Annotated in this window: 22 protein-coding genes and 1 riboswitch; of the genes, 12 read left to right on the top strand and 10 right to left on the bottom strand. The window is 39.0% G+C overall.

Features of this window, described 5'->3' with window-relative positions; all coding sequences use genetic code 11:
- Positions 1–6 precede the first annotated feature (6 nt).
- Both FBD94_RS18595 and purE read left to right on the top strand, forming a co-directional pair.
- The gene (locus FBD94_RS18595; RefSeq protein WP_131612310.1) at positions 7–1,146 is read left to right on the top strand and encodes a 5-(carboxyamino)imidazole ribonucleotide synthase; all 1,140 of its coding nucleotides are present in this window, start codon (positions 7–9) and stop codon (positions 1,144–1,146) included.
- Complete coding sequence (gene purE / locus FBD94_RS18590) at positions 1,147–1,629, top strand: 5-(carboxyamino)imidazole ribonucleotide mutase (RefSeq protein ID WP_136881319.1); 483 nt, start codon at positions 1,147–1,149, stop codon at positions 1,627–1,629. It abuts the gene before it with no gap.
- A gap of 146 nt (positions 1,630–1,775) precedes the next feature.
- Here purE and FBD94_RS18585 read toward each other — a convergent pair whose 3' ends face one another.
- Positions 1,776–2,282 carry a YqgE/AlgH family protein gene (locus FBD94_RS18585; RefSeq protein ID WP_317130145.1) on the bottom strand — a complete coding sequence of 169 codons (507 nt, stop codon included), beginning with the start codon at positions 2,280–2,282 and terminating at the stop codon, positions 1,776–1,778.
- Between the two features lie 106 nt (positions 2,283–2,388).
- Here FBD94_RS18585 and pdxH point away from each other — a divergent pair, with 106 nt between their 5' ends.
- The 4 genes from pdxH to FBD94_RS18565 are packed head-to-tail and all read left to right on the top strand — an operon-like array spanning position 2,389 to position 6,581.
- Positions 2,389–3,039, top strand: a complete 651-nt coding sequence (gene pdxH, locus FBD94_RS18580) for a pyridoxamine 5'-phosphate oxidase (protein WP_131612316.1) — start codon at positions 2,389–2,391, stop codon at positions 3,037–3,039.
- A 33-nt stretch (positions 3,040–3,072) separates the two neighbouring features.
- Positions 3,073–3,960 (top strand): 3-hydroxybutyryl-CoA dehydrogenase, encoded by an 888-nt coding sequence (locus FBD94_RS18575; protein ID WP_136881318.1) that lies wholly within the window; start codon positions 3,073–3,075, stop codon positions 3,958–3,960.
- A 40-nt stretch (positions 3,961–4,000) separates the two neighbouring features.
- Positions 4,001–5,023 carry a Holliday junction branch migration DNA helicase RuvB gene (gene ruvB, locus FBD94_RS18570; protein ID WP_131612320.1) on the top strand — a complete coding sequence of 341 codons (1,023 nt, stop codon included), beginning with the start codon at positions 4,001–4,003 and terminating at the stop codon, positions 5,021–5,023.
- 49 nt (positions 5,024–5,072) lie between these two features.
- Positions 5,073–6,581 carry a carbon-nitrogen hydrolase family protein gene (locus FBD94_RS18565; RefSeq protein ID WP_131612322.1) on the top strand — a complete coding sequence of 503 codons (1,509 nt, stop codon included), beginning with the start codon at positions 5,073–5,075 and terminating at the stop codon, positions 6,579–6,581.
- A gap of 1 nt (position 6,582) precedes the next feature.
- On the opposite strand, the gene FBD94_RS18560 is transcribed toward FBD94_RS18565, so the two are convergent.
- A complete protein-coding gene (locus tag FBD94_RS18560) occupies positions 6,583–6,792 on the bottom strand; it encodes a hypothetical protein (protein WP_131612324.1) in 210 nt (69 codons plus the stop codon).
- Between the two features lie 81 nt (positions 6,793–6,873).
- Here FBD94_RS18560 and queG point away from each other — a divergent pair, with 81 nt between their 5' ends.
- The gene (queG, locus tag FBD94_RS18555) at positions 6,874–7,812 is read left to right on the top strand and encodes a tRNA epoxyqueuosine(34) reductase QueG (protein ID WP_136881317.1); all 939 of its coding nucleotides are present in this window, start codon (positions 6,874–6,876) and stop codon (positions 7,810–7,812) included.
- Between the two features lie 32 nt (positions 7,813–7,844).
- Here queG and FBD94_RS18550 read toward each other — a convergent pair whose 3' ends face one another.
- A complete protein-coding gene (locus tag FBD94_RS18550) occupies positions 7,845–8,825 on the bottom strand; it encodes a 3'-5' exonuclease (RefSeq protein ID WP_136881316.1) in 981 nt (326 codons plus the stop codon).
- Positions 8,826–8,988: 163 nt separating this feature from the next.
- Here FBD94_RS18550 and FBD94_RS18545 point away from each other — a divergent pair, with 163 nt between their 5' ends.
- Together FBD94_RS18545 and FBD94_RS18540 are read left to right on the top strand one after the other, a co-directional pair.
- Positions 8,989–10,962: a DUF3857 domain-containing protein gene (locus tag FBD94_RS18545; RefSeq protein WP_136881315.1), complete on the top strand. Its 1,974-nt coding sequence runs from the start codon at positions 8,989–8,991 to the stop codon at positions 10,960–10,962.
- Positions 10,959–12,875 (top strand): DUF3857 domain-containing protein, encoded by a 1,917-nt coding sequence (locus FBD94_RS18540; protein ID WP_136881314.1) that lies wholly within the window; start codon positions 10,959–10,961, stop codon positions 12,873–12,875. The genes FBD94_RS18545 and FBD94_RS18540 overlap by 4 nt, the downstream gene beginning before the upstream one ends.
- On the opposite strand, the gene FBD94_RS26485 is transcribed toward FBD94_RS18540, so the two are convergent.
- From FBD94_RS26485 to mqnE, 6 genes are all read right to left on the bottom strand, one after another.
- Complete coding sequence (locus FBD94_RS26485) at positions 12,861–12,983, bottom strand: hypothetical protein (protein WP_256375307.1); 123 nt, start codon at positions 12,981–12,983, stop codon at positions 12,861–12,863. The two genes, FBD94_RS18540 and FBD94_RS26485, sit on opposite strands and share 15 nt — an antisense overlap.
- Before the next feature lie 2 nt (positions 12,984–12,985).
- The gene (locus tag FBD94_RS18535) at positions 12,986–13,504 is read right to left on the bottom strand and encodes a C40 family peptidase (RefSeq protein ID WP_136881313.1); all 519 of its coding nucleotides are present in this window, start codon (positions 13,502–13,504) and stop codon (positions 12,986–12,988) included.
- 1 nt (position 13,505) lies between these two features.
- Entirely contained in the window at positions 13,506–16,115 is a 2,610-nt protein-coding gene (mutS, locus tag FBD94_RS18530; RefSeq protein WP_136881312.1) for a DNA mismatch repair protein MutS, read from the bottom strand.
- Positions 16,116–16,201: 86 nt separating this feature from the next.
- On the bottom strand, positions 16,202–16,927 hold the full coding sequence (locus tag FBD94_RS18525) for a menaquinone biosynthetic enzyme MqnA/MqnD family protein (RefSeq protein WP_136881311.1): 726 nt from the start codon (positions 16,925–16,927) through the stop codon (positions 16,202–16,204).
- 9 nt (positions 16,928–16,936) lie between these two features.
- On the bottom strand, positions 16,937–17,548 hold the full coding sequence (locus FBD94_RS18520) for a histidine phosphatase family protein (RefSeq protein WP_136881310.1): 612 nt from the start codon (positions 17,546–17,548) through the stop codon (positions 16,937–16,939).
- A gap of 1 nt (position 17,549) precedes the next feature.
- On the bottom strand, positions 17,550–18,743 hold the full coding sequence (mqnE, locus tag FBD94_RS18515; RefSeq protein ID WP_131612343.1) for an aminofutalosine synthase MqnE: 1,194 nt from the start codon (positions 18,741–18,743) through the stop codon (positions 17,550–17,552).
- A gap of 150 nt (positions 18,744–18,893) precedes the next feature.
- On the opposite strand from mqnE, the gene FBD94_RS26605 reads away from it, so the two are divergent.
- Together FBD94_RS26605 and FBD94_RS18510 are read left to right on the top strand one after the other, a co-directional pair.
- Complete coding sequence (locus tag FBD94_RS26605) at positions 18,894–19,103, top strand: DUF6965 family protein (RefSeq protein ID WP_394347794.1); 210 nt, start codon at positions 18,894–18,896, stop codon at positions 19,101–19,103.
- Entirely contained in the window at positions 19,096–19,887 is a 792-nt protein-coding gene (locus FBD94_RS18510; RefSeq protein ID WP_131612345.1) for an NIPSNAP family protein, read from the top strand. Before FBD94_RS26605 ends, FBD94_RS18510 begins: the two co-directional genes overlap by 8 nt.
- Before the next feature lie 214 nt (positions 19,888–20,101).
- Here FBD94_RS18510 and FBD94_RS18505 read toward each other — a convergent pair whose 3' ends face one another.
- Positions 20,102–20,587 (bottom strand): lipocalin family protein, encoded by a 486-nt coding sequence (locus tag FBD94_RS18505; RefSeq protein ID WP_131612347.1) that lies wholly within the window; start codon positions 20,585–20,587, stop codon positions 20,102–20,104.
- Positions 20,588–20,702: 115 nt separating this feature from the next.
- On the opposite strand from FBD94_RS18505, the gene FBD94_RS18500 reads away from it, so the two are divergent.
- Positions 20,703–21,830 carry a trans-sulfuration enzyme family protein gene (locus tag FBD94_RS18500; RefSeq protein ID WP_131612349.1) on the top strand — a complete coding sequence of 376 codons (1,128 nt, stop codon included), beginning with the start codon at positions 20,703–20,705 and terminating at the stop codon, positions 21,828–21,830.
- Between the two features lie 149 nt (positions 21,831–21,979).
- Positions 21,980–22,093: riboswitch (SAM riboswitch) on the top strand.
- Positions 22,094–22,159: the final 66 nt, after the last annotated feature.

Genomic DNA, 22,159 nt, shown 5'->3' with positions numbered 1-22,159 from the left:
GTAGATATGGCAAAACAAATAAGTGATTTAAAATTAGGGATATTAGGCGGCGGACAATTAGGCAGAATGCTGATACAAGAAGCCATCAATTATAACCTAACTACCTTGGTTTTAGATCCAGATACCGACGCTCCCTGTAAACATCTTGCAAATTACTTCGAATGTGGCTCAATTACCGATTTTGATACCGTTTACAACTTCGGAAAAAAGGCTGACATCATTACCATCGAAATAGAAAAGGTTAATATAGAAGCTCTTGAGCAATTGGAGAAAGAAGGAAAACAAGTTTTCCCACAATCAAGGGTAATCCGTTTGATTCAAGATAAAGGGGTACAAAAACAATTTTTCAAGGAAAACAATATTCCTACAGCGCCTTTTAAATTGGTAAACACCAGAGAAGACATTTTTAACTGTGGCTTTGCTTTTCCTTACATCCTTAAACAACGTAAGGATGGCTATGATGGCAAAGGAGTTATGAAAATCAGCGATGTAGCTGATATCGACCATGCTTTTGATGCTCCTTGCTTAATTGAAGAACTGATAGACTTTGAAAAGGAAGTAGCAGTTATTGTGACACGTAATTCTAAAGGTGAGATGAAGACATTTCCTATGGTGGAAATGGAGTTCAACGCCGAGGCCAATTTGGTAGAATTTCTAATCTCTCCATCTACTTACCCAGCTTCTTTACAACAAAGAGCTGAAAAGATTGCGATGGACATTGCTGCTTCACTAAACATTACAGGCATATTAGCCGTAGAAATGTTCGTAACCAAAAATGGCGAATTACTGGTAAATGAATTGGCACCAAGACCACACAATAGCGGTCACCACAGCATAGAAGGCAATTACGTTTCGCAGTTTGCACAACATCTACGTGCCATTTTTAACTTACCATTGGGCGATACCCGTGCGATTAACAATGCGGTAATGATCAATTTGCTGGGTGAAAAGAACCACGATGGAGTAGCAAAATATCAAGGATTAGAAAAAATCATGGCTATAGATGGTGTTTACATACACCTTTATGGTAAAAAATATACCAAACCGTTCCGCAAAATGGGCCACGTTACTGTGGTCGATCAAAACAGGGATGGTGCAATAGAAAAAGCCAATTACATTAAAAACACACTAAAAGTTATTTCATAAATGAGCGTACAAGTAGGCATTATCATGGGCAGCAAATCAGATCTTCACATTATGCAAGATGCTGCTGATATTTTTAAAGAGTTTGGGGTTGAATTTGAAATGACTGTAGTATCGGCACATCGTACACCTGAAAGGATGTTTGATTACGCTAAAAATGCGGCTTCAAGAGGTCTGAAAGTAATTATTGCAGGTGCTGGCGGTGCAGCCCATTTGCCAGGCATGGTTGCTTCTATTACGGTATTACCAGTAATCGGAGTTCCTGTTAAATCTTCAAATTCTATTGACGGATGGGATTCTATCCTTTCTATTTTACAAATGCCTAATGGTATTCCTGTAGCAACCGTTGCGCTAAATGCAGCAAAAAATGCAGGTTTATTGGCTGTTCAAATCCTTTCTACTGCTGATATATCTTTAGCTGATAAAATGCAGACTTACAAAAATGATTTGAGAAAGAAAGTTGAAGAGAGCGCAGCTGACATGTAATAAACAGATCGGCGGTCGCTGACCATCAGTCGATAGCCATCATCCTTGGCTGTCGTCATCCTGAATTTATTTCAGGATCTCGCAAGAGAGGGTCGGCTTTGCAGGTGAGAGATCCTGAAATAAATTCAGGATGACGGAGTGCATACTTAATTCAAATTTGGGTCCTGAGGAAAGTTGCTTACATGCGCATATTTCGGTCCCAGATTAATAATAACTTCCCGCCAAAGGTTTTCTTCATTATTGGAGAAAACCACATCGGGATGAAATTGATCCGATACAATCCAGGTATTGGTTTTCATCTCCATATTCAATTGTGATTGGCCCCAGCCTGAATAGCCTATAAAAAATTTAATATCATCTTCATCGATTTGATGATTTTGTATCAACACTTTTAGGGTCTCGAAATTACCACCCCAATATATCCCTTTTACCACTTCTTGTCCATCTGAAATCAGATCCGGGCATCTATGTAAAAAATGTATGGTATCCGTCTCAACAGGTCCACCAAGATATACTGGAAAATTTGCTTCCGGCAGTCCAGGAATCACATCTTTAAGCGATAAAGTACTAGAATGGTTAAGAATAAAACCAACAGTCCCCTCCTCTTGATGCTCTGTAATAAGAATTACAGACCGCTTAAAATTAGGGTCCATTAAAAATGGTTCGGATATTAGTAATCTGCCTAACGTTGGCTCTAACCTGCTTATCATTTCGGAAATTTAGGGATAAATTTGAATAAACTAAAACCTATTTTTGTGCATGGAGCATAACAAGAAAAAATTACATGATTTAAGGCAGGAATATCGCAGTGCACAGCTCACAGAAAAAGATGTGGAAAGCGACCCTATCCTGCAATTCGGAAAATGGTTTTCAGCGGCCGTAGATGCACAGTTATATGAGCCCAATGTAATGACGCTAGCAACAGCCGACCGCTATGGTAAACCCGATGCGCGTATCGTATTGCTAAAGGAATTTGATGCAAATGGTTTTGTCTTTTATACGAACTATGAGAGTAAAAAAGGTCAGGATCTCGTTGAAAACCCACAAGCAGCTTTGGTATTTTTTTGGCCAGAACTGGAACGTCAGGTGCGTATTGAAGGTGTAGTGAGTAAAGTTGATGCCGAAACATCTGCAGATTATTTCCATTCGCGCCCTGTAGGCAGTCAAATTGGCGCCATGGCTTCTCCACAAAGTAAAGTGTTGGATAGCCGTGAATCTCTTGAAGAAAAAGTTGCAGACTTGACAAAAGCATACGAGAACAAAGAAATTCCACGTCCGCTACATTGGGGTGGATATCTGGTAGAGCCTATGCATATTGAATTTTGGCAAGGAAGACCAAGCAGACTACATGACAGAATTGTTTACGACTTAGTGGATGGTTCGTGGATTATAAATAGATTAGCGCCGTAAAACATTTTAACTAACATCATAAAAAGAAACGAAATGAAGAACATCGCAGTAATCGGCTCTGGCACGATGGGCAATGGAATAGCGCATACTTTTGCTCAATTTGGCTTCCAGGTAAATCTTATCGATATTAATGCTGAAGCCTTAGAAAGAGCTATTACAACCATTAGCAAAAATCTTGATCGTCAAGTTACTAAAGGAACTATAACTGAAGCGGATAAATCAGCCACATTAAATAACATCTTAAGCTTTACAGATCTGCAAACTGGTGTTGCCAATGTAGATCTTGTTGTAGAGGCGGCAACTGAGAACCTTGATCTTAAACTCAAGATCTTTAAAGAACTCGATGCCTTTGCTAAACCCAATGCTATTCTGGCCAGCAATACTTCTTCTATTTCTATTACTAAAATCGCTTCGGTAACTGGTCGTGGTGATAAAGTAATTGGGATGCACTTTATGAATCCAGTACCGGTAATGAAATTGGTTGAGGTGATACGTGGCTATGCGACCAGCAATGAAACAACCGAAATAGTGATGGAGCTTTCCAAAAAACTAGGTAAAGCACCAGTTGAGGTAAATGACTATCCTGGCTTTGTAGCCAACAGAATATTAATGCCAATGATTAACGAAGCTATCTATACTTTATATGAAAATGTAGCTGGTGTAGAAGAGATCGATACCGTGATGAAATTAGGGATGGCGCATCCAATGGGCCCATTGCAATTGGCTGATTTTATTGGCTTAGATGTTTGTCTGGCTATTCTTCGCGTATTACAAGATGGCTTTGGAAATCCTAAATATGCTCCATGTCCTTTATTGGTTAATATGGTAACAGCAGGCAATAAAGGAGTTAAATCTGGCGAAGGCTTTTACAACTATGCCAATGGGGTTAAAGAAGCCACTGTAGCGGCCAAATTTAGCTAGACATTACAATATTTCTAATTTTTAAGCGTATTTTTGAGCAATGAACGAGAATCTTGATCCTTCCGCTGAAAGCTTATCACCCATAGAACGCGATATTGAAAAAGTATTGCGGCCACAGGCTTTTGATGATTTTACGGGACAGGAAAAAGTGATGGAGAACCTAAAAATCTTTGTACAAGCTGCAAAGTTACGTGGTGAACCTCTAGATCACGTTTTACTACATGGCCCTCCGGGCTTAGGTAAAACAACCCTCTCCTACATCATTGCCAATGAAATGAGTGTGGGCATAAAGGTTACTTCCGGACCGGTATTGGATAAGCCAGGTGATCTGGCAGGTCTATTAACTGGCCTTGACGAAGGAGACATCCTGTTTATTGATGAGATACACCGTTTAAGTCCTTTGGTTGAAGAGTATCTCTACTCTGCGATGGAAGACTTTAAAATAGACATTATGCTGGAGAGTGGGCCTAATGCCCGCTCTGTACAGATCAGCTTGAATCCTTTTACGCTTGTTGGCGCAACTACCCGTTCGGGCTTGTTAACCGCACCTTTAAGAGCGAGGTTTGGAATCAATTCCAGATTGGCTTATTATGATGCAAAATTACTGACCACCATCGTTTTAAGGTCTTCAGAGATTTTAAAAACACCGATTACAGATGAGGGTGCTTACGAAATTGCACGCCGGAGTCGCGGTACTCCTCGTATCGCGAATGCGTTACTAAGACGTACACGTGATTTTGCACAAATTAAAGGCACTGGTGAGATCAATACTGACATTGCCCGCTATGCACTAAAAGCCTTAAATGTGGATGAGCATGGCTTGGATGAGATGGACAACAAGATCCTGACCACCATCATCGATAAGTTTAAAGGTGGTCCTGTAGGTTTAAAAACCATTGCAACCGCTGTTGGCGAAGATGAAGGTACAATTGAAGAGGTATATGAACCATTCCTGATCCAGGAAGGTTTTCTCATGCGCACATCCAGAGGTCGGGAAGTTACGGAGGCTGCTTACAAGCACTTGCAACGAAATTATCCCGGACAAACCGGAAGATTGTTTTAATAACAGAATTTAGGCATCATTTCTGTTCATATTAGCTAAATTTGCTGATATGAACATTGAAACCAGAAAACTTACTTTAGAAGATTATGATGACTTAAAAGAATCCATGCAGCAAGCGTACGATACGCTAGGTGGGCAGATATGGAGTAAAGTTACCATTGCAAAGCTTTTAAAACTATTCCCGGAAGGACAGTTGTGTATAGCTGTTGATGATAAAGTAGTTGCATGTTCCTTATCCATTATTGTCGATTACGATGAGTATGGCGATAAACACACCTACCAATTGATTACTGGTGATTATACTTTTTCTACCCATGATCCAAATGGTGATACTTTATACGGAATTGAAATCTTTGTTTCCCCTGAATTCCGGGGACTTCGGTTGGGGCGCCGACTTTATGAAGTAAGAAAAGAACTCTGCGAAAGTCTTAATTTAAAAAGTATTATTGCCGGCGGACGTATACCGGGTTATCATCAACATGCGGAAAAGCTAAGTCCAAGACAGTACATTGACAAAGTAAAAGCAAAGGAGCTCTATGATCCAACGCTAACCTTTCAACTGTCTAATGATTTCCACGTCAGGAAAGTTCTTAAAAACTATCTTCCAGGTGACCATGAATCTAAAGAATTTGCAACGCTGATTGAATGGAACAATATCTATTATCAGGGTATAGATGCCTCAGCACGCTCAGCAAAAACTATTAGAATAGGTTTAGTGCAGTGGCAAATGCGTTTATTTCCTGACATTGATGCCTTTTACGAACAGGTTGAATTTTTTGTAGACGCAGTAAGTGGTTACAAATCTGATTTTATCATGTTCCCGGAATTCTTTAACACCCCTTTATTGCAGCCATATAATCATTTACCGGAAATGGAAGCCATGCGCAAACTTGCCGAGCAAACTAAAGAAATTGTACAACGTATACAACAGTATGCCCTTTCTTACAATGTAAACATCATATCCGGCAGCATGCCTATAATTGAAAACAACAAATTATACAATGCAACCTACCTTTGCCATAGAAGTGGAAAAACTGATGAATATAGAAAAATTCATATTACTCCAAATGAGCAAAAATACTATGGAATGGTGGGTGGGGATAAAATCAAGGTATTTGATACCGACTGTGGTAAAATAGGTATATTGATCTGTTATGATGTAGAATTTCCAGAGTTGAGCAGAATATTGGCAGATCAGGGTATGCAAATCTTATTTGTTCCTTTTCTAACAGATACACAAAATGGATACACCAGAGTTAGACATTGTGCGCAGGCTAGGGCAATAGAAAATGAATGTTATGTAGCTATTGCCGGTTGTGTAGGTAATTTACCCAAAGTAAATAATATGGATATCCAGTTTGCGCAGTCAGCTGTATTCACACCTTCCGATTTTGCCTTCCCTACAAATGCCGTGAAAGCTGAAACTACTCCGAATACAGAAATGATGCTGGTCGTTGATGTAGATCTTCATCTCTTAGACGAGCTCCATCACTTTGGAACGGTTAAAATATTAAAAGACAGACGGACCGACCTGTATGAAGTCAGGTTATTAAAGTAATTTATTTATGAAAAAACAGCCAATAAATCAACAAGGCAATAACTAGTAACGGTATAAGCCATCTTAATACTACGGCAGCACCATTGATATCCTTTTCCTCTACAGCTTCACGGGGTGGTCCGGGATCTGCCTTATGCTTGTCATAGTCATGTTCTATTGGTTTGTGTTTGTGGGGATGGTCTTCGCTATGTTGCTCCTCTTTATTTTCCATGACTTTAAGTTTTGGTTTATTAAATTAATAACAAATGAGCCCATAAAAAGTTTACAATACAAAGCCTTATCTTTGCGGCTTATGATAAGCAATGCTTCCAAATACAGCAAAATAATTAAAGCCGAAGCCCTAAGGCTAGGTTTTATGCAATGTGGTATTGCCAAAGCAGATTTTTTAGAAGAAGAGGCGCCTAAGTTAGAAAGTTGGTTACAACAAAACCATCATGGCCAAATGGCCTATATGGAGAATCATTTTGACAAACGACTAGATCCAAGGTTGCTCGTAGATGATTCCAAATCAGTGATCTCGCTTACGCTTAATTACTTTCCTGATGCGGAACAAACTGATCCTGATGCCCCAAAGATCTCTAAATATGCTTATGGGATGGATTATCATCAGGTGATTAAAGATAAGCTGTTCCAATTGCTAAGCTTTATTAGTGAGGAAATTGGAGAAGTTGCAGGTAGAGCTTTTGTAGATTCAGCACCAGTGCTAGACCGCGCCTGGGCAAAACGTGCAGGTATTGGATGGATTGGTAAAAACAGCAATCTCATCAATAAAAAGAGTGGATCGTTCTTTTTTTTAGCTGAACTTATCGTAGATCTGGACTTGGAATATGACAATCCATTTGAGACTGATCACTGCGGCACTTGTACAAAATGTATCGATGCCTGCCCTACTGATGCCATTTTATCACCTTATGTGATAGACGCAAAGAAATGTATCTCCTATCTAACCATTGAGCTAAGAGAAGAAATTGATACGGGATTTAAAGACAAAATGGACAACTGGATGTTTGGTTGCGACGTTTGTCAGGATGTATGTCCCTGGAACAGATTTTCTGCCCCGCATACTGAGCCCAGATTTAAACCTAATGAGCAATTATTAACGATGAAACGTGAGGATTGGCTAGACATAACAGAAGATGTTTTTAAAACCATCTTTAAAAACTCGGCTGTTAAGCGCACCAAATTTAAAGGACTAACCAGAAATATAGATTTCATAAAAAAGACCCTATAAAAGGGTCTTTTTTAATATTATAATGATTGTATCTATTTACCAAACTTCATTTTCAGCTGTTCTAACATATCGTTAGTCACATCTACAACAGGCTTTTCTTTCTTTACAGGAGCAGCTTGTGCTTTTTCCTGAACTTGTTGCGGTCTTGGCGGTTGTTTTGCTCTATTGGCTTCGGCTAGCTGTTGTCTTTCCTGCTTAATCAAGTCTTTCTTTTTACTCCACCTTGCCCAGATCTCATCTAGCTTTTTCTTAGTATACAATGGAAAATCACCTTGTTTCATCCAGGCATAATAGCTAGGCTCGGTATCGAATACCTGCTCTACAGTTTTGCCTTTGTGTTTACCAAAGTTGAATATTTCTTCTTCATTTTCATTAAAAACCATCCTTCCGGCAAAATCAACCGGCTTGTTCATATTGGTAAATGTATGAAGTGCGTCTACGTCATTTTGTACAGGTCTGGATATCTTACCTTGTTTATCTTCAAAATCAACGTCTTTATAACGCTCAATTTGAGCCAACAATACATGGTAAGTAGCTGTAATATCAGCTTCAGCTGAATGCGCATTAATGATGTCTTTACCACAATAGTACTTATAAGCGGCACGTAAAGTACGCTGTTCCATCTGGTGAAATATATTCTGAACATCAACAAATTTACGGTCAGACATATCAAAGTCTATTCCTGCCCTTAAAAACTCTTCCAGTATTACTGGAATGTCAAATCGGTTAGAATTATAGCCAGCAAGATCCGCATCGCCAATAAACTCAGACAATTCGGCTGCAACGGCTTTAAAAGTAGGCGCTGTAGCAATATCTTCATCATAAATTCCATGTATCAATGATGAATGCAATGGAATTGGCATCTCAGGATTAATGCGCATGGATTTGATTAGCTCAGATCCATCAGGCATAGCTTTTAATATAGCAATTTCAACAATACGATCGGCACCAACATTTACTCCTGTGGTTTCCAAATCAAAAAATGCGAGTGGGCGTTTTAAATTTAATTTCATTTCAATCTTTTTGGTAGCACTTCAAAAGTCGTAAAAATCATCCATTAATCCTTAACATATTTGATAACACATTAATTTCTATCAGAATAATTTGCAATGCATTTTTTTATTCAGATTTCTACTTTTATCTTGCAGTTTATAATTATACCTTAAACGCTCATTAATGAGGAATCTTTTCTTTCTACTCTCTTTTTTTTCTTCTACCACCCTATTTGCTCAGGATTTCGACTACCTTAAGGTGAGTCAGGCTGACCTAAATTTTACCAAAACAAAACTGGATAGCAATGCCAATGCAGTAGTATTGCGTGAGTTTGGCACAGCTGCAGTTAGATTCGATGATAATTATGGCAATTTATATATAGACTTTGAATACCATGTCCGGATAAAAATCCTGAACAAAAAAGGTTTTGAAAGTGCCAATATTGTCATACCATTGTTCAAGAGTGGAGACAAAGAAGAAACAATTGAGGAACTGAAAGCAAGCACCATCAACTACGTAAACGGTATAATCTCTCTTACAGAGCTTGATAAAAAGAAAATATTCACAGAAAAAATGAATAAGTATGTTACGCTTAGCAAGTTTACCATGCCTAATCTGACCGAAGGAAGCATCATAGAATATAGTTATCGGTTACACTCCCCAAGGATCTTTAATTTCAGAACCTGGGAATTCCAATCCAATATCCCAAAGTTACACAGTGAATACATTGCCATGATTCCAGGCCTATACAACTATAATGTTGCTTTGCGAGGGGCGCAAAAGCTAACTTCACAAAATGCAGAGCTAAGTAGGGAGTGTCTCAGAATTGCTGGAAGAGCTATTGATTGTTCAAAAATGACGTATATCATGAAAGACATACCACCATTTATTGAGGAGGACTACATGACTGCCCCAAGCAATTTCAAATCGGCTATTAATTTCGAATTGTCGGACTATATCACCTCTAATGGAGCTAAGCAAAGTATCACCAAAGAATGGAAAGATGTAGATTATCAATTGATTGATGACAAATCTTTTGGTAGCCAGATTAAAAAAAAGGATCTTTTTAAACCACTGCTACCCGATATACTAAAAAATACAACCGACCCGCTGAGCAAGGCTAAAGCGATCTATTCTTATATAAAGCATAACATTAAAGAAAACGGTTTTATTGGAATATACAGTGAAAACACCATAAAAAAGGCATTAGAAACACATACGGGGAATACCGCTGATATTAATCTGGCACTAGTTGCGGCATTAAATTCGGCTGAAATTGATGCCGAAGCTGTTATCCTTTCAACTCGTGTAAATGGCCTTGTCAATACACTATTTCCGGTAATCAGCGACTTTAACTATGTCATCGCAAAAGTAAATATCGATGGCAAATCTTATTTATTAGATGCTTCAGAACCCTTAATGCCATTTGGATTACTTCCTTTACGTTGCATAAATGGTCAGGGACGAGTAATTCCTTTAAAAAAACCATCCTATTGGTATGATCTTACTGCCAGTCAGAAAGAAACAACACGGTATAACTTAACTGGCGAACTTGGAAAAGACGGTAAAATAAAAGGAGTATTAACGACCTACTCCATCGGCTATGCGGCTTTCAATAAACGCAGAAGGATCATGGCTGCCAACTCAATAGATGAATTTGTAGAGAAGCTTGACGAAAGTATGCCAACGATCAAGATTGCTAAACATGAGATAAAGAATCTGGATAGCCTCGAAAACCCGCTTACTGAAGTTTATGATGTCGAAATATCAGCCTTTCAGAACATCAATCATGATCCCCTATTCTTCAATCCTTTTTTTATTGACAGGACGACCAGAAACCCATTTAACTTAAATGAACGTACCTACCCGGTAGATTTAGGGAGTCAAACGGAGCAGCGTGTCTCTATCTCCATTAAGCTACCCGATAATTATACCTTAGCCGATAAACCCAAAGAATTAAATATAGGTTTGCCAGGCGCAGGGGGCAGATTCTTGTGTACAACGTCCTTAGAAGATGGTATATTGGTATTCAATCAACTATTGCAGTTCAACAAACCTATATATGGACCCGAAGAATACCTGGGACTTAAGGAATTATACAGCAGAATCATTCAAGTTCAAAAAACCGATATTATCCTTAAAAAGCAAGGTAAATGATGATCAAACAAATCGGCTTAACAGCCCTTATTTTCTGTTCTTTCAACAGTTTTTCACAGGTTGAATATCCGACGGATCAGATCTCTGCAAACCTGAAAAACCGCGCCAATGCTGTAGTCAGGAAGATGGAGACCAGGGTTGACATGCGCTCAGGCGACAATGTGATCATGAACATAAAAAAGGTAGTTACGGTACTCAATAAAAATGGGGACTCACAAGCAGAGATTGCTTTATTATATAATAAAAACACAACTATTAAATCTGTTAAAGGTTTAATTTTTGATGCTTTTGGTAAGGCTACCAGCAAATTTACGCTTAGTAATTTTACCGATCACAGTGCCGTGAGCGATTTTTCCTTGTTTGAAGATGACCGCGTGAAGCATTTTGAACCCACAGTACTTTCTTATCCCTATACAATAGCCTACGAGTATGAGGTCAGATTTAAACAAAACCTGATTATACCTGACTGGTATGCCAGCCGTACAGCCGATGTAGCAGTGGAGAACAGTAGTTACACATTTATCTGCAAACCTGATGATAAAGTAAGGATAAAGGCCTTTAATTATAAAGGTGAACCAGAAGTGATCCTAAATGAGAAGTTCAAAAGTCAGACCTGGACGGTCAAAAACCTGACTGCATTTAAACCTGAACCCTACGCTCCTGATCCTGAGAATTATCGCTGTCATGTTAAAATAGCACCTGAGGATTTTAGTTATTACGGCTATAAAGGAAAATATCAAAACTGGGATGAATTAGGAAAATGGATCTATACGGAACTGGTTAAAAACAGGCAAACCTTGACCCCTGCTACCGTAGAAGAGGTTAAAGCTTTAGTAGCGGGTATACAAAATGAGAAGGATAAAGCACGGAAGGTTTATGAATATGTACAGAAAAAGACCCGTTACATTAGTGTACAGGTAGGAATTGGGGGCCAGCAGCCTATGTTAGCCAGCGAAGTCCATCAACTGTCGTATGGAGACTGTAAAGCACTGGTTAATTACACCCAAAGTTTACTGAAAGCCATAGATATCCCATCCTTGTATTGCATTGTAAATGCAGGTAGTTTCAAAAAGGACATGGAACCTGAATTTGCGAGCATGAACCAGGGAAACCACATCATTCTTTGTCTACCGCTAAAAAATGACACTACCTGGTTAGAATGCACAAATCAGGAAAGCCCTTTTGGCTTTCTAGGCAGTTTTACGGATGATCGTACCGTATTGGCTTGTACGGAAGATGGTGGAAAAATACTCAAAACCCCAGCGTTATCTACACAAATGAATTTGCAAAACCGTGAAGCAGAACTTGTACTTGATGCGGAAGGAAACATCAATGGAACGATGCAAACAACTTGTAGCGGCTCGCAATACGACAACTATGCTCAATTTGTGAATCAACCAATGAAAGAGCAGTTGAAATTACTGAAGACAACCTATGATGTAGATAATATTGATTTCGATGCCTTTAAATTGACACAGGATAAGGGCAACGCACCTGTCACAATGGAATCGCTACAACTCAGCATTCAGAAATATGCACCTAGAACCAATAATCATATATACCTGGTCCTAAATGCATTCAATAAAAAACGCAGTATTCCAGAAGTAAGAAACAGAACCTTACCAGTTTTTATCAATAGAGGCTACACTGATATTGATGAGCTTACTTATACCCTTCCAAATGATGTTGTAGTTGATATGCTACCTCAGGGCACTGAAATTAAGACGGTCTTTGGTTCGTACGGCATTAGTGTAAGGAAAGTAGACAAGAAGATAATATACCGCAGAAAGCTTGTTTTGAATAGTGGAACCTACCCGGCTGATAAATATACCGACTTCGCAGATTTTATGAGCTCAGTAAGCAGCTATGACCAGATGAAAGCTATTTTTAAAACGGAACTAGCTAAGAATTAGAATTCCTATGCCTATTCCAATTACCATAATCAAGTACATCAGGATCTCGGTAGTGGCAAATTTTTTATACTTGGTCCAGAATGAGATGTCGTGTTTTGGCTTGTTCATGGTTATTTTTTTAATGATCCTGCCTTAACAAAAGCTCTTTGATAAGCTGGAATGCTTAAATCATCTACAACTACTCCTCGTGTGGTTGAAGCATGCACAAAAAAGTTATGGTTAAGGTATACGCCAACATGATCCACCGTATTACCACCAAAAGAAAAGAAGATCAGATCACCTTCATTTAAACTGGCTATACTTTTCTCGTTTACCACATCAGCCTGATCTCTTGATCTTCTTGGCAGCACACTGCCATAAATATTTTTTTGTAATAAAAAGGCAAAGCCCGAGCAGTCTACTCCTGTCTTATCCAATCCTCCCAAAGCATATTGCACCCCTGTCCAATCATTTATAAAGCGATACAATTCCCTGCTTTTTAAATGCGACATGGCTTCGGCAGCCCTGGCAGCAGTAGTTGATCCTACAGCAGGTCTTGAAGTATATTTCCTTGAACTACAGGCAGAAAAAATCAGCATCACCGTTATCATCAATAACAAGCTTTTATTCAGCGCCTTTAGTTCATTCATATTACTCTTTAATTAAACGTTGTATCTCATCTAATTTCAACAATGCCTCTACTGGAGTCAATACATTTACGTCCAGATTATTGAGCATATCCCTAATTTTAACTAAAACAGGATCATCCACGGCAAACATATGTAACTGATATGCCTGATTTTGAACCTTTTTAATGCTGTCTTTTATACTCTGACCTTCAGTGCGATCTATCTCTAGTTTCTTTAAAATCTCGTTAGCCCTGTTGATCAGTTTTGGTGGCATACCAGCCATTTTAGCCACATGAATACCAAAACTATGCTCACTACCACCTGGAATCAACTTCCTTAAAAAGATCACCTTATTTCCTACTTCTTTTATAGAAACATTAAAGTTTTTAACGCGGTTCATGGTGGTAGCTAACTCATTTAATTCATGATAATGCGTTGCAAAAAGCGTTTTAGGTTTTGCTGTTGGATGCGTATGCAGAAACTCCGCAATGGCCCAGGCAATGGATATTCCATCATAAGTACTTGTACCCCGACCAATCTCATCCAGTAAGATTAAGCTGTTATCAGAGATGTTATTCAGGATACTGGCAGTTTCATTCATCTCTACCATGAATGTACTTTCTCCAGATGATAAATTATCAGAAGCACCTACACGTGTAAATATCTTATCCACCAGACCTATTGTAGCCGCTTTAGCGGGCACAAAGCATCCCATCTGGCCCATCAGTACAATTAAACCTGTCTGTCGCAATATGGCCGACTTACCAGACATATTGGGACCGGTAATAATAATCAGCTGCTGCGTATCGTTGTCCAGAAATACATCATTGGTGATGTACTCTTCCCCTACCGGAAGGCGTTTTTCTATAACCGGATGTCTACCACCCTTAATATCCAACACCTTTTTCTTGTTTAGTACGGGTTTTACATAGTGGTTTTTAACCGCAAGCTGGGCAAAGCAAAGCAATACATCCAGTTGGGCGACTAAAAACGCATTCAGTTGTATTGGTCTGATATAAGCAGCGACCTGATTGATCAATTCGGTATAAAGTCTTACCTCTATTTGTTGAATCTTTTCTTCGGCTCCTAATATCTGCTCTTCATATTCTTTTAACTCCGGAGTGATATAACGTTCGGCACTTACCAGGGTCTGTTTCCTGATCCAGTCTGCCGGCACTTTATCTTTATGCGTATGCGTAACCTCCAAATAGTATCCAAAAACATTATTAAAGGCTACTTTTAAGGAAGGAATACCTGTTATTGCGGCTTCTCTCTTTTGAATTTCTACCAGATAATCTTTTCCACCAAATGAAATCTTACGCAAACGGTCAAGCTCTTCATCTATTCCATCTGCAATTACATTTCCTTTAATCAGCAAGGCTGGTGGATCCTCCTGTAACTCTGTCTCCAGCTTTTCTCTGATGCTTAAGCAAGGATCCAGCTGATCGGCCAATGCCGTCAGAAAAGGATTCTGAGTTTCTTCAGCAAGCTTCTTTACGGTTTCTATGTGATACAAGGATTTCTTTAACTGACACAATTCCCTCGGGCCAACTCTCAGCAAGCCAACTTTAGAAATTAACCTTTCCAAATCACCAATCTGCTTGATATGTATTAAAAACTCTTGTAGCAATGGATCATTTTTCACCAGGAAATCGACCATTCCTAAGCGTTCTTCAATAGGTTTTAGCTCCTTTAATGGCATAATAATCCACTTATGGAGCAAACGAGCACCCATTGGAGTACTGGTTTCGTCAAGTATCTGGAAAAGCGTTACTGCATTCTCATTGGCCGAACTTACCAATTCCAAATTGCGGATGGTAAACCTATCCAACCACATATACTTATCTTCTTCCAAACGAGATATGGAAGTAATGTGCTTTAAATTGCGGTGCTCGGTTTCGTTTAGATAATGTAAAGCTACACCAGCCGCAATGATACCTGTTTGCAACCGATCTACTCCAAAGCCCTTTAAGGAGTTAACTTCGAAGTGTTTATTTAAAATTTCATTGGCATAATCGCTAGTAAAAGCCCAATCATCCAAATGATAGGTATAAAAACGATTACCAAATAGCTCTAAAAATTCCTTTCTTTTGCTTTTTTGAAAAACAACCTCGTTGGGTTTGAAGCCTTGTAAAAGCTTATCAATATACTCCGTACTGCCTTGTGCGACATGAAATTCACCAGTAGAAATATCTACAAAAGAAACACCCAACTGTGTTTTATCAAAGTAAACTGCAGCTAAGTAGTTGTTAGACTTCTGACTAACGATATTGTCACTATAAGCCACCCCTGGTGTAATCAGTTCAGTTACCCCTCTTTTTACAATGGTTTTAGTTGTTTTAGGATCTTCCAATTGGTCGCATATCGCCACCCTTTGTCCTGCTCTAACCAGTTTTGAAAGGTAATTATCCAATGAATGGTGGGGGAAACCGGCCAATTCTATAGCTCCATTTGGTCCTATCCCTCTGCGGGTTAGTACAATTCCAAGAATCTGGGCTGTCTTTACCGCATCCTCACCAAACGTTTCATAAAAATCGCCTACTCTAAAAAGCAATAATGCACCCGGATACTTTGCTTTAATAGCGTTGTATTGTTGCATTAACGGGGTTTCCTTAGTATTATCTTTAGCCAAAATGATTTCAGTTTACAAAATCGTAAAGATACTATTTGAGGCGTAGGCTTTACGTTTTGTTGAAAATTAAAAAAATGTGAATAGGTTTATAGTTTTGCTATGTACGATAAAAACAAAGCCAGGGCTTCGCGCTTTTTGTCGGTTAGCTCAAAATCAAGTTTATGCAACAGGTAATCTTCCAGATCAAAGTTATCAAGTTTAGGCAAGTCCAGCAGCAGCTCTTTGCGTTTAGACAAGCCAAAAGCCAGTGCCTGATTAAAATCATTAATAAATCCTTGCGGAATAGCTTTATTGGCTACCCATGCTGCATAAACAAAAGGCAGACCGGTAAAATTCATCCACTCCTCACCCATATCGTAGGCAAATGGAAAATCATCCCTTCTGCCAAAAGTGCGGTCGCCAATTAAAACAATTGCATCTGCATCAATGGGCTCATCTGTAACGTAGCTTACGGCCTGTTTAAAATGAAACTTCAATAAAACCTTAGCCAGGTTATTAGAGGTCCGAGAGTGACTATCCAGTCTTACCGTCTTGATTTCGGCAACTGGTACTTTACTAAAGATGAACACAGAATTTACCGCGCCTACAGATCCGATACAATAATCGGCAACAATGTTGGCATTGGGTACATGAGGAATTGCAGCTACAGGAATTAATCCGATATCCACCTGTCCATCAATTAATTTAGCAGCGCAATCTGTAGGAATATCTAAGCTCAAATCGATCTGATCCAATAAGGCTGAATGTTCAATTCCGTAAATAAAAGGTTTGGTATTGGTATAGGAAACGGCAGAAATTTTAATCTTATTCAACAGTAAATGCTATTTTAAATGATCAGTATTGTTAAACTCGGTAATCACAAATTGATCACCAGTAAGTTCAACTTTATATAGGGTAGTGTTTTGATGCGGAAATGAAGTCATTTCGGAGATCGGCATATTGGTCAACAAACATAAAAACAGGCGCATTGCGCGACCATGCATGCAGATCAAAATGGTTTTCTCGTCGGTTGCGCTTTTGATAACCTTAAGCGCTTCTTTTTCACGCAACAGCACATCATTCGGACTTTCGCCACCTTCAAAATGGGCATCGTAATCTCCGCCATCCCATTGCTCCACTATGCCTTTAAAAGCAGTAATGGCATTTTCATCATTGGGTTTACCTTCCCACACACCCCAGGCAAGTTCATCCAATCCAGCAAGTTGTTCCCACGGCGTTCCTGCATCAATAAAACCTTTAACAGTTTGATGCGTACGCTTTAATTTAGAGGTATATACCTTATCAAAAGACACATCTTTATAAGCAGCATAAAATGCAGCAGCCTGTGCCCTTCCGGTATCATTCAGATCGCTATTGATCCCTCTACCTTGTACTATTCCTTGTTTATTTAAATCGGTTTCACCATGCCTGATGATGTATATTTCCTTATCCATTTTAATTGATTACGGGCAATTTATAATATTGTGGTTTCGCTTCATCTTCAAATACAACGTTGGTATAGTCAGTTACCACATTGTATAAAGTATCCCGTTCAATCGGCTTACGATTTACCTGTTTAATCAGGTTTACCAGTTCCTGGGTATTCATAGCTGGGGTTTGCTCTTCTGCTCCTGCCATAGAGTAAATCTTAGTGGTATCGTCTAAGGTACCATCAATGTCATCTACACCAAAATTCAAGGATAGCTGTGCGGTTTGCCTGCTGATCATCGCCCAATAAGCCTTGATGTGATCAAAATTATCCATATAAATACGGGCAATGGCATAATTCCTCAAATCCTCAATCACTGAAACCTCTGGTACATTGTCCATCTGGTTGTTCTGATTTCTAAATTTAAGTGGTATAAATGCCTGAAAGCCCCCACTTTTGTCTTGTTGTTGACGCAGGCGTTCCATATGGTCTACCCTATGCCAAAACTGTTCTATGTGTCCATACAACATCGTTGCATTGGTTTTCATACCCAATTTGTGCGCCTGCTCGTGTATATCAAGCCATTGCTCTGCATTACATTTATCATGCGCAATCTTCTCCCTCACCTCCGGATGAAAGATCTCGGCACCTCCACCTGGCATCGAATCCAGACCAGCCTCTTGCATGTATTTCATACCATCATAATGGCTTAGCTTCGCCTTTTTGAAGATATAGTAATACTCTACCGGAGTAAGGGCTTTGATATGAAGATCAGGACGATGTGCTTTTGCTTTTCTAAAAAAATCGCTATAAAACTCCAGGTTTTGCTTTGGCACTACACCACCGGTAATGTGCACTTCGGTAACTGGCTCATTGTCGTATTTCTTCAATACATCAATCATACCATCTACACTCATCTCCCATCCTGATTCACGCTCTTTAATCAGACGCGAATAAGAACAAAATTTACAATCGTATACACAAACATTTGTAGGTTCGATATGAAAATTACGGTTGAAATAAGTATTGTCGCCATGTCGTTGTTCCCGGATATAATTTGCCAGAACACCAAGATAACCTAGCTCGCCATGTTCATAAAGGTAAACACCTTCATCAAATGTAATCCTTTCTTTATTTTGAACTTTGAGGGCTATTGATTTTAGTTCTGCTGAAAGATCAGCATCAGCTAAGATCAAAGCAAGTTTTGAAGTCGTATCCATTTATGATGTATAATGAGCAAAAATAGTATAAAATCATTAGATACCTCTTTTTTTAACCGATTTTACCTGTCAGTATTATGTAAAAGAGCTTCTCTTCAGAAAAGGAAATACATACGTTAAAGAATCTCAATATTTGGCTACATTTGCAACATGACAATTGACGAACTAGAAGCCCATTTTTCAGGAATAGATTTACCCCAGTCACTAGAACTTTATCCAGGCACCAAGCTAAACAATGTAGCCCAGTGCATCGACACTCACATCACCCTATTAAAAATACACGGAAACGTAAGACCCTTCGAATGTTTTTACGACCGTCTCATAAAAATCAAAGAACTTATTGAAAGTCAACATGAATAAACTATCCATCCTCTTTCTCGCCTTACTAATGCCCATTAGCTATCTTTATGCAAATAATGGCAGCAGAGATTTCTACCAAATAAAAGTCTACCATTTAAAAAGTAGCGAGCAAGAGAAAACAGTGGATGATTTTTTAAAAACGGCCTACCTGCCAGCTTTGCATCGCGCCGGAATAACCAATGTAGGTGTTTTTAAGCCCCTGCAAAATACAGACACAAAAGGGACTGAGAATAGTGAAAAACTGATTTATGTTTTTATCCCCTTCAATTCTTACACGCATTTCACTAAGACTGAAAACGCCCTTGAAAAGGACCTCAAATTCAGGAACGAAGGAAAAAGCTACCTGGATGCGCTACACACCGATGCTCCTTACGAAAGAATAGAAAGCATCCTACTTAATGCTTTTGAAGGTAGTCCGAAGTTCAACACACCAAAATTAAGCGCCCCCAAAAAAGATCGTGTTTACGAACTCCGTAGCTACGAAGGTCCAACTGAAAAGCGTTATAAAAACAAAGTTGAGATGTTCAATAAAGGCGGTGAAATCGGTCTCTTCAAAAGACTTAATTTTAACGCTGTCTTTTATGCTGAAGTAGTCTCTGGAAGCAGAATGCCTAACCTTATGTACCTGACAACCTTTGAAAATAAAGCTGACCGTGATGAACACTGGAAAACATTTGGAAAAGACGAATACTGGCTGAAACTGAAATCTATGCCTGAATACCAAAACAATGTATCTAAAAACGATACGCGCTTCCTCACACCAACTGATTACTCCGACATTTAAGAGAGCTAAAATAATACTTTAAAAAGCAAGCATAAAAAAAAGGAACCTACCAAAGTAAGTTCCTTTTTTTTGTGCCCTTTTAATGTTGTACTTTTTTTGTGTTTACACAGTACTCTTTGCTCTTTGTGATCAGAAAAATTATCTTCTCCGAAAGAGCATAGCGTTCTTCGCTTTTTCAGCGAAGCAATGCAGCTCTTGAAGAGAACGGTTATTTTTATTTTTGAGCCTTAGCGAAATTCAACACTATATAAGCCGTTCCACTACCATATTCTACAGGCGTTTTAATCACCATACCATCGCCATTAGCAGATGCGATCACCAATCTATAACCTTCTGTTACATTTTTAGCTTTATCACCTTCATACAGTTTTTTAAATTGGAAAGTATCGTCTTTAGGACTAGCCGACCAATAAATAGTTTGCATTTTAGCACCACATTCACCACCTAATGTATAACTACCATTACCACTATTGGTTAATCTCCAGGTACTACCCACAAAACACTTGTACGATGATTCACCAAACAACGATTTAACAGAAGCTTGTGGAACCCCATCAAATGTAATATCATTTAAAACCCAGTTACCGGTTATGTCACCTCTTCTTACGGGTTGAGTTGTTGCTGCACCTTTTGGCGAGCAGCTTTGCAACACCATTATTGCACTGCAAAAAATGGCTGCTATCAGGAATATTCTTTTCATATCAAGTATTTTTACTTTTTAAATACATAAATCTTGCCAAAACTTCAGCATAATAATTTTTACCTTTAACCTGATCATCGCTTAACGCAATTATTTAGTATTTAACCCCATAATAATGAGAGCAGAAACCTTAGCAATACATGCCGGAAATTTATATAACATCAGCACACAAGATGTTACACCACCGATAAATTTATCTACAACTTTTTTAAGAAATGAAGATGGTGGATATTCTGGTGGACACATGTACAGCAGAGTCAGCAACCCAAACAGATCTGCTCTTGAAAACACTATTGCTGAGTTAGAAAAAGGAGCTGATGCCTGCGCCTTCTCCTCCGGAAATACTGCTGGAATGTCCGTTTTCCAAGCCTTTAAGCCCGGAAGCCATATCATTGCGCCCGACGATATGTATTGGGGCTTTAAAAGACAACTACAGACCATTTTTGCCGACACCTTATCTATTGACTTCATCGACCTCACAGATATTGAATTGATTAAGCAGCACATCAAACCAAATACCGTGATGATCTGGACAGAAACACCATCCAACCCCTTGTTAAAGATCACTGATGTGGCCGCTATAGCCGAAATAAGTAAAGCAAATGGATTGATATTGGCCTGCGATAGCACCTTCGCCTCTCCTTGCCTGCAAAATCCAATTGCGCTGGGTGCCGATATCGTGATGCACTCTTCAACCAAATACATTGGTGGCCATAGTGATGTGCTTGGTGGCGTTTTGATTACCGCTGAGAAAAATGAGTTCTGGGAAAAGATCAGAAACATACAACAGATTGGCGGAGCAGTTCCTTCTCCTTTCGACTGCTTCTTACTGGTTCGAAGTATTAAAACATTGTCCTATAGAATGCGCGGACATTGTGAAAATGGAATGGCACTAGCCCTTTACCTTCAAAATCATCCTGCAGTTGAAACTGTATATTATCCCGGACTACCTACTCACCCTGGACATGAGATTGCAAGGAAACAAATGAGTGGTTTTGGGGGGATGCTATCTATCCTTGTTAGAGGTGGGGCTGCAGAAGCACGTAGAATTGTAAATCAGGTAAAGCTATTTGCACAGGCAACCAGCCTTGGTGGCGTTGAAAGCTTAATAGAGCATCGCGCATCTGTAGAGGGTCCAGACACCAAAACCCCACAGAATTTAATTCGGATCTCCGTAGGCCTTGAGCATATAGACGACCTAATTGCCGATTTCGAGCAAGCTTTAGCAGTGAAACAGTTATAAAACGAACCAAACAAATAACTTTATATCACTAAATATTAGACACTTACAAAGTATTCAGAATTAAATTTTGGATATTTTGTAAGTTACGCCTACATTTGAATTATTATTTAGCGAAAGCTAATCAAGTCAACCTTCTTAATTCAAGGTTTGATTTATAAAGAAGTGGCGAGAGACAGGCTCTTTGACCCACTGGCAACCCTCCCAAAATGGAGAAGGTGCCAATTCCTGACCAGCCGGCATGGTGCCGTTTGGAAAGATAAATTTAAACGTATGAAAACTATTACTTCTAATCTTAATCATTATTGTTGCCCGCCACTTACCATGTGTAT

The organism is Pedobacter hiemivivus (genome assembly GCF_005144565.1).
Taxonomy (GTDB): Bacteria; Bacteroidota; Bacteroidia; order Sphingobacteriales; family Sphingobacteriaceae; genus Pedobacter; species Pedobacter hiemivivus.
Note: the sequence above shows the minus strand (reverse complement) of the source record. Positions and strands in the feature narration are given on the sequence as shown.